Here is a 6,949-nt window from a genome sequence, read left to right on the forward strand (position 1 = left end):
TTGACGAGGTTATTGTGTTACTCTGGCTTTCAAACTATTATTTTTTCTAGGTTCTCTTCGCTCGCTTGAGTCTCGCTTTCGCTTGTCTCTCCCGACCGCTTTATTAATATAGCCACTCTCTCCCCAATGTGTCAACTGTTTGGGAAAATTTCTTTTTGTGGTTCAGAAGTCGCTCCTAGAGAGGTATTTGGGCTAAATTATTTTTGGAAGACTGTAGAAGTTAAGGAAACAAGGGTTATGAGCGCGATCGCTACTTTACCTACATCAATAGTTTTAGACCCGCTGATACGCGGCTGGCTATTAGAGGATATCGGTCGGGGCGATCGCACAACCCAAGGCTTGTTAAGCGGCGAAGTGCGCGTCGGGCAAGCAGAATGGACTGCTAAGGAGTCGGGAATTATTGCAGGATTACCTATTGCAGCACGGGTGTTCCAGCATTTGAGCGACACTGTAAGCTTTGTCCCTATTGTTGGGGAGGGGGAGCAATGCCATCGAGGGCAAGTGGTGGCCCGCCTTCACGGTCAACTAGAGGCGTTACTTCTAGGAGAACGAGTTGCCCTAAATTTGGGAATGCGTCTGAGTGGGATTGCTACGCTTACTCGTAAATACGTTGATCAAATTGCAGATTTGCCGACGCGACTGGTGGATACTCGCAAAACGACTCCAGGGCTGAGAATACTTGAAAAATACGCAACGCAGGTGGGAGGAGCGATTAACCACCGCATGGGGCTAGATGACGGTGTGATGATTAAGGATAATCACATCGCTGTGGCTGGGGGCATTGCAGAAGCGATCGCTCAAATTAGTTCCAGAATCCCCTATCCGCTCACCATCGAAGTTGAAACCGAAACTCTAGAACAAGTACAAGAAGCATTACAGCACGGTGCGGATATCATCATGCTGGACAATATGCCCCTGGATATGATGCAGCAAGCAGTACAGATGATTCGCCAGAACAACAAGCGGATCAAAATTGAAGCCTCTGGCAACGTTACTTTAGAAACCATCCGGGCTGTCGCTGAAACTGGCGTAGATTACATTTCCAGCAGCGCCCCTATTACTCGCTCAACTTGGTTGGATTTGAGTATGAACATAGACGTTAGTACGATGGAGGAAACAAGCATACTGCCTGAGGTTTCGGCAAAACCCTAATGAACTCGACTCTTGAACAACTGAAAACTAAATTTGAGCAGGCTTTAATCGCCGCCTTTGGGACTGACTATGCTGGAATAGACCCAATGCTGGTAAGTGCTAGCAATCCCAAGTTTGGCGATTATCAATCGAATGCTCCGTTATCTCTAACTAAAAAGTTAGGTCAGCCACCACGAGCGATCGCAGAAAAAATTGTTCAGAATCTAGATGTAAGCGATTTGTCTCAGCCTCCAGTCGTAGCTGGTCCTGGCTTTATCAATTTCACCCTAAAACCAGAATACTTAAAAGCGCAATTGCGTGAGATTCAGGCAGATCCTCGACTGGGTGTCAGCAATGCAAAAAATTCTCAGCGAACAGTCGTGGATTTTTCCGCCCCCAATATTGCCAAAGAAATGCACGTTGGTCACTTGCGCTCCACTATTATTGGGGACTGTATCGCCCGAATTTTAGAATTTCGTGGTCACGACGTTCTGCGGTTGAACCATGTAGGCGACTGGGGAACTCAGTTTGGGATGCTCATCGCCTATTTGCGGGAAGTTTGCCCAGAAGCTTTAACTACTGCTAATGCAGTGGATTTGGGGGATTTGGTAGCTTTTTACCGGAAAGCAAAACAGCGGTTTGATGAAGATAAAGAGTTTCAGGAAACAGCGCGGCAAGAAGTAGTAAAGTTGCAGGGTGGTGCTGAAGACTCTCTACGGGCATGGAATTTGCTGTGCGAACAGTCACGGCGAGAGTTTGAAGTTATCTACAAGCTGCTGGATGTTCAGTTGATAGAACGGGGTGAATCTTTCTATAACCCGTTGTTACTTTCAGTAGTAGAAGACCTGAGTAAATTGGATTTGCTAGTTGAAGACAATGGGGCTAAATGTGTCTTCTTAGAAGGGTTTACTAATAAAGAGGGTGAGCCGCTACCGCTAATTGTGCAAAAGACTGATGGCGGCTACAATTACGCTACAACCGACTTGGCGGCTTTACGCTACCGGATTGAACAGGATCAGGCTGAGCGGATTATCTACGTTACTGATGCTGGACAGGCGAATCACTTTGCTCAAGTGTTTCAGGTGGCTCGTCGGGCAGGATGGATTCCGGAAAATCTTAAGATTGTCCACGTTCCCTTTGGTTTGGTGCTAGGGGAAGATAACAAGAAGCTAAAAACACGTTCTGGGGAAACAGTGCGGTTACGGGATTTGCTGGATGAAGCGATCGCGCGTACTTGTACCGATCTCGAAACTAGAGTCAAGGAAGAAGGACGCTCAGAAACCGAAGAATTCATTACCCACACTGCCAAAGTTGTTGGTATCAGTGCTGTCAAATATGCTGACTTGAGCCAAAACCGCACCAGTAATTATGTCTTTAGTTACGACAAAATGCTGGCTCTCCAAGGTAACACGGCTCCTTATATGCTTTATGCCTATGTCCGAATTCAGGGGATTAGCCGTAAAGGTGATATTGACTTCCAACAGTTGGGAGCAGATGCCAAAATTCTTTTGCAGGAAGAAGCAGAATTGACTTTAGCAAAACATTTATTACAGTTGAGCGAAGTCGTCAGTGATGTTGAGCAAGATTTGCTACCTAACCGTCTTTGTCAATACTTATTTGAACTAAGCCAGAAGTTCAATCAGTTTTACGATCAGTGTAACGTGCTAAAAGCGGAGGAACCTCTACGGACATCTCGGTTATTGCTGTGCGATTTAACTGCTAGAACTCTGAAGCTGGGATTATCGTTGCTGGGGATTCCAGTGTTAGAAAGAATGTAGGAGGAAGCGATCGCGCAAACTTGACATCAACAGCCGCAATTAACTCGGTTGTTGAACAATTTGCTGTTGATACTCCTGCTCAGTGATGATATCTCGTGTACTTTCCAGTCGATCTAAAAATACAATTCCATCGAGATGATCGTTTTCATGTTGAAAGATGCGAGCGACAAAATTTGTAAATTCTCGCCGCTGCAATTTGCCATTCCGGCTGGTGTACTCTACCTCTATCTCCCGATATCTGGGAACTAACCCACGAATCCCCGGAATGCTCAGACAGCCTTCCCAGCCTTTCACAACCTCCTCTGAATGACCAATAACTCTAGGATTGAGGATAGCAGTCGGCTCCATCTCCGGAGCATTAGGATACCTGGGATTGGGACGAGACGCGACAATGAACAAGCGATAAGATTGAGCTACCTGGGGTGCTGCAATCCCAACCCCATTAGCTTGAGCAATGGTTGAAATTAGATTGTCAATCAGCTTTTGAATCCGCTCATCACGAACATTTTCAATATTTTGAGCTTGTTGGCGGAGTATGGGATTGCCTAGCTGAGCGATTTGCAGGATTTCAGTCATGGCTTTTGTTGGTTCAAAATAGCGATCGCTACAACAAGAATGGATAATACTATTCTGCACAAAGCGGTAGAGGTGAGCCGTGGATATTTCTCTTGAACAGCTCTGGAGTCAGGTACTGGAGCGTCTACAGCTACAACTGAGCCGTCCTACCTTTGAAACTTGGATCAAAACCGCCAGCGCCCAGGAGCTGGAACATAACTGCTTGGTGATTTGCACTCCTAATCCCTTTGCTCGGAATTGGTTGCAAAAATATTACATCAAAACCATTGCTGATGTCGTGCAAGATATTTTGGGTAAGCCTGTGGAAATTCATATCACAGTGAACCCAGGAAATCAAACTTCTAACACTGGGGATGCTGAGATTTCCTGGTCTTTGCCCATTGAAACCAGTATTCCAGAGATTTTACCTGGCAACCGCCCTAGACCGATACAATTAAATCCCAAGTATGTTTTTTCACGCTTTGTTGTTGGCTCCAATAATCGTATGGCTCACGCTGCTTCTTTAGCAGTAGCTGAATCTCCAGGGCGTGAATTTAATCCTCTGTTTTTGTGCGGCGGTGTTGGGTTAGGCAAAACTCACTTAATGCAGGCTATTGGTCATTACCGTTTGGAAATTTGTCCGGATTCTAAAATATTTTATGTATCTACGGAACAGTTTACTAATGACCTGATTGCAGCTATCCGTAAAGACAGTATGCAAAGCTTTCGAGAACATTACAGAGCTGCGGATGTAATATTAGTTGATGATATTCAATTTATTGAAGGTAAAGAATATACTCAGGAAGAATTTTTTCATACTTTTAACACTTTACATGAAGCTGGAAAACAAGTAGTTATAGCTTCAGATCGCCCTCCAAATCAAATTCCCCGGTTGCAGGAACGCCTTTGTTCTCGTTTTTCTATGGGCTTAATTGCAGATATTCAACGCCCAGATTTAGAAACCAGAATGGCAATTTTGCAGAAAAAGGCAGAGTATGAAAATATGCGTTTGCCTAGAGTAGTAATTGAATATATTGCTACAAATTATACTTCAAACATTCGAGAACTAGAAGGTGCTTTAATTCGGGCTGTGGCTTATATTTCAATTTCTGGTTTACCAATGACGGTTGAAAATATTGCGCCAGTTTTGAATCCACCCGCTGAAAAAATAGCAGTTTCTCCTGAAGCGGTGATGATAGCGATCGCAGAAACTTTTAATGTTTCTATTGAAGACTTAAAAGGCAATTCTCGACGACGAGAAATTAGCTGGGCGCGACAACTTGGGATGTATTTGATGCGCCACCACACGAATCTTAGTTTACCCAGAATTGGTGAGGAATTTGGGGGTAAAGATCACACGACGGTAATGTATAGCTGCGACAAAATTATTCAGTTGCAAAATACCGATCCCCATGTAGCAAAGACACTACGTCAACTAAGCGATCGCATCAATATGCTGTGCAGAAACCAGAATCAATCTTAACCATCTAGCTGACGTTACCCACCTTACTTAACTGAATTTTTTCTAAAAAAATGTAAAGATTTATTAAGCTAAAATTTGCTTGTGGAAAAACTCCTATTTTCTGTGGAAAACTCTGTGGTAAAGCAGTGAAAAATCCGTGACTGTAGGGGAAAACTTTAAATAAGTATAAATACTGTGTGGAAAAACCCTGCTACTTTTCCACAAATTTTCCACAGGCTAGACATAGCTCAAACTAATACAGACAAAAGAATTAGCAAGGTTTTCCACATTTTCCACAGCCCCTACTACTCCTCTTCTAAAATTAATTTAATTTAGGATTAGTATTCGCGATCGCTGTTTTTGCAGTTTCAACTGGATTGCTTCGGGCAGGAATGCTACGATCTGCATCTGTGCCAAGAGTAAGCGAGTTGTTGTGTTTGACCCAACAACTCCAAAATCGAACTTCTATGAAACTGGTTTGCTCCCAAAACGATCTCAGTACCAATCTTTCTATCGTCGGTCGAGTAGTGCCATCACGCCCGACACATCCTGTCTTAGCAAACGTCAAGCTGGAAGCCAATCAAGAGACTCAACGTGTATCCCTGACGGCATTCGATCTCAGCCTTGGCATTCAAACAAGCTTTCCGGCACAAGTGGAAGAGGCGGGAATACTAACCCTACCTGCAAAGCTGTTAAACGATATTGTTTCCCGTTTGCCAGACGGAACAATTACTCTCGAAGATGAAGGGGCCGGAGAAACGACCAGCGAAGGCATTATCGCCACACTGACTTCTACCTCTGGAAGCTATAAAGTCCGGGGAATGGGAGCAGAAGAGTTTCCAGAACTGCCAGTAATTGAAAATGGCGAAACGGCTTATTTACCAGCCGCAGCTTTAATCGAAGGATTGCGGGGTTCGTTGTTCGCCACCAGTCCCGACGAAACGAAACAGGTATTAACAGGAGTTCACCTAACATTCCAGCAAGAAGCAATTGAATTTGCTGCCACAGATGGTCATCGTTTATCAGTTGTGCAGACGAGTAACCAGAGCGAAGTAGATGAGGAGACAACAGTATCATCGGCTGAGGCGAACAAGAGAGAGATAACCATTCCAGCCAGAGCATTGCGGGAATTGGAACGGATGTTAGGGATGCGCCAGTCGGCGGAAGCGGACTCTAGCGGCAAGGATAGCGCGATCGCTCTCCATCTTGACCAAGGACAGGTCGTTTTTGAGTTAGCAGATCAGCGTATAACCAGCCGAACTTTAGAGGGACAATTTCCCGCTTATCGTCAGCTAATTCCACAAAAATTTGAGCGACAAATAACAATCGATCGTCGTCAGTTGCTCAATTCTTTGGAGCGAATTGCGGTGCTAGCCGACCAAAAAAATAATATCGTCAAGTTCACCATAGACACCACCAACCAGAAAATTTCCCTATCTGTCGAAGCCCAGGATGTCGGTAGTGGACGCGAGTCTCTACCTGCACAGATAGCGGGTAATAGTTTAGAAATTGCCTTTAATGTCACTTATCTGAGAGATGGACTCAAGGCGCTGCAATCCTCGGAAATTCAAATACACATGAATACAGGCAATAGTCCTGTGATTCTGACACCTCTTGGGGGTTTGAAAATGACTTATTTAGTGATGCCAGTGCAGCTTCGCGTCTAGCAGTAGGTGACTTTAATTAAAGGTAAAAATCCCCTAAGCTATAGAAACCCGATTTTCTAAAAAATTGGGTTTCTATAGCTTAGGTTTATTTATCTCTTTTGACGGGATAATAAATCCTCGTCGGGGGCGTCGCAGGGTAAGAGCATCTTAATCAGGCTTGACACAAGGAATCAGAAGAATCTAAGGTAGGGTCAAGAAAACAAGAACTGAGAACTTGAATCATATAATCATCATCCATAGCGTCTCGTTTACTCTTTTGCCTGAGACTACGTTTGTAAGTCTGTTCTCGGTTAAGGGCATTGAGAGCAATGCGCCGTAGAAGAGCAAAATTCTGAGGACTGTGGAAAGAACGAATA

The 6,949-nt window shown here is 44.4% G+C and carries 5 protein-coding genes and 1 pseudogene; 4 read left to right on the plus strand and 2 right to left on the minus strand.

The features are described 5' to 3' along the window. Positions 1-237 precede the first annotated feature (237 nt). Positions 238-1,152 (plus strand): carboxylating nicotinate-nucleotide diphosphorylase, encoded by a 915-nt coding sequence (nadC, locus tag H6F66_RS20420; protein WP_190424707.1) that lies wholly within the window; start codon positions 238-240, stop codon positions 1,150-1,152. Next, positions 1,152-2,909, plus strand: a complete 1,758-nt coding sequence (argS, locus tag H6F66_RS20425; protein WP_190424699.1) for an arginine--tRNA ligase — start codon at positions 1,152-1,154, stop codon at positions 2,907-2,909. The genes nadC and argS overlap by 1 nt, the downstream gene beginning before the upstream one ends. A gap of 39 nt (positions 2,910-2,948) precedes the next feature. On the opposite strand, the gene def is transcribed toward argS, so the two are convergent. Beyond that, entirely contained in the window at positions 2,949-3,485 is a 537-nt protein-coding gene (def, locus tag H6F66_RS20430; RefSeq protein ID WP_190424701.1) for a peptide deformylase, read from the minus strand. A gap of 79 nt (positions 3,486-3,564) precedes the next feature. On the opposite strand from def, the gene dnaA reads away from it, so the two are divergent. Together dnaA and dnaN are read left to right on the plus strand one after the other, a co-directional pair. Beyond that, complete coding sequence (gene dnaA / locus H6F66_RS20435) at positions 3,565-4,947, plus strand: chromosomal replication initiator protein DnaA (protein WP_190424703.1); 1,383 nt, start codon at positions 3,565-3,567, stop codon at positions 4,945-4,947. Between the two features lie 446 nt (positions 4,948-5,393). Further along, positions 5,394-6,593 (plus strand): DNA polymerase III subunit beta, encoded by a 1,200-nt coding sequence (gene dnaN / locus H6F66_RS20440; RefSeq protein ID WP_190424705.1) that lies wholly within the window; start codon positions 5,394-5,396, stop codon positions 6,591-6,593. A gap of 151 nt (positions 6,594-6,744) precedes the next feature. On the opposite strand, the pseudogene H6F66_RS28085 reads toward dnaN, so the two are convergent. After that, positions 6,745-6,949, minus strand: a pseudogene (locus H6F66_RS28085) (ISAs1 family transposase); the annotation flags it as partial.

The organism is Trichocoleus sp. FACHB-6 (assembly GCF_014695815.1).
In the GTDB taxonomy this organism is placed as follows: Bacteria; Cyanobacteriota; Cyanobacteriia; order Cyanobacteriales; family FACHB-T130; genus Funiculus; species Funiculus sociatus.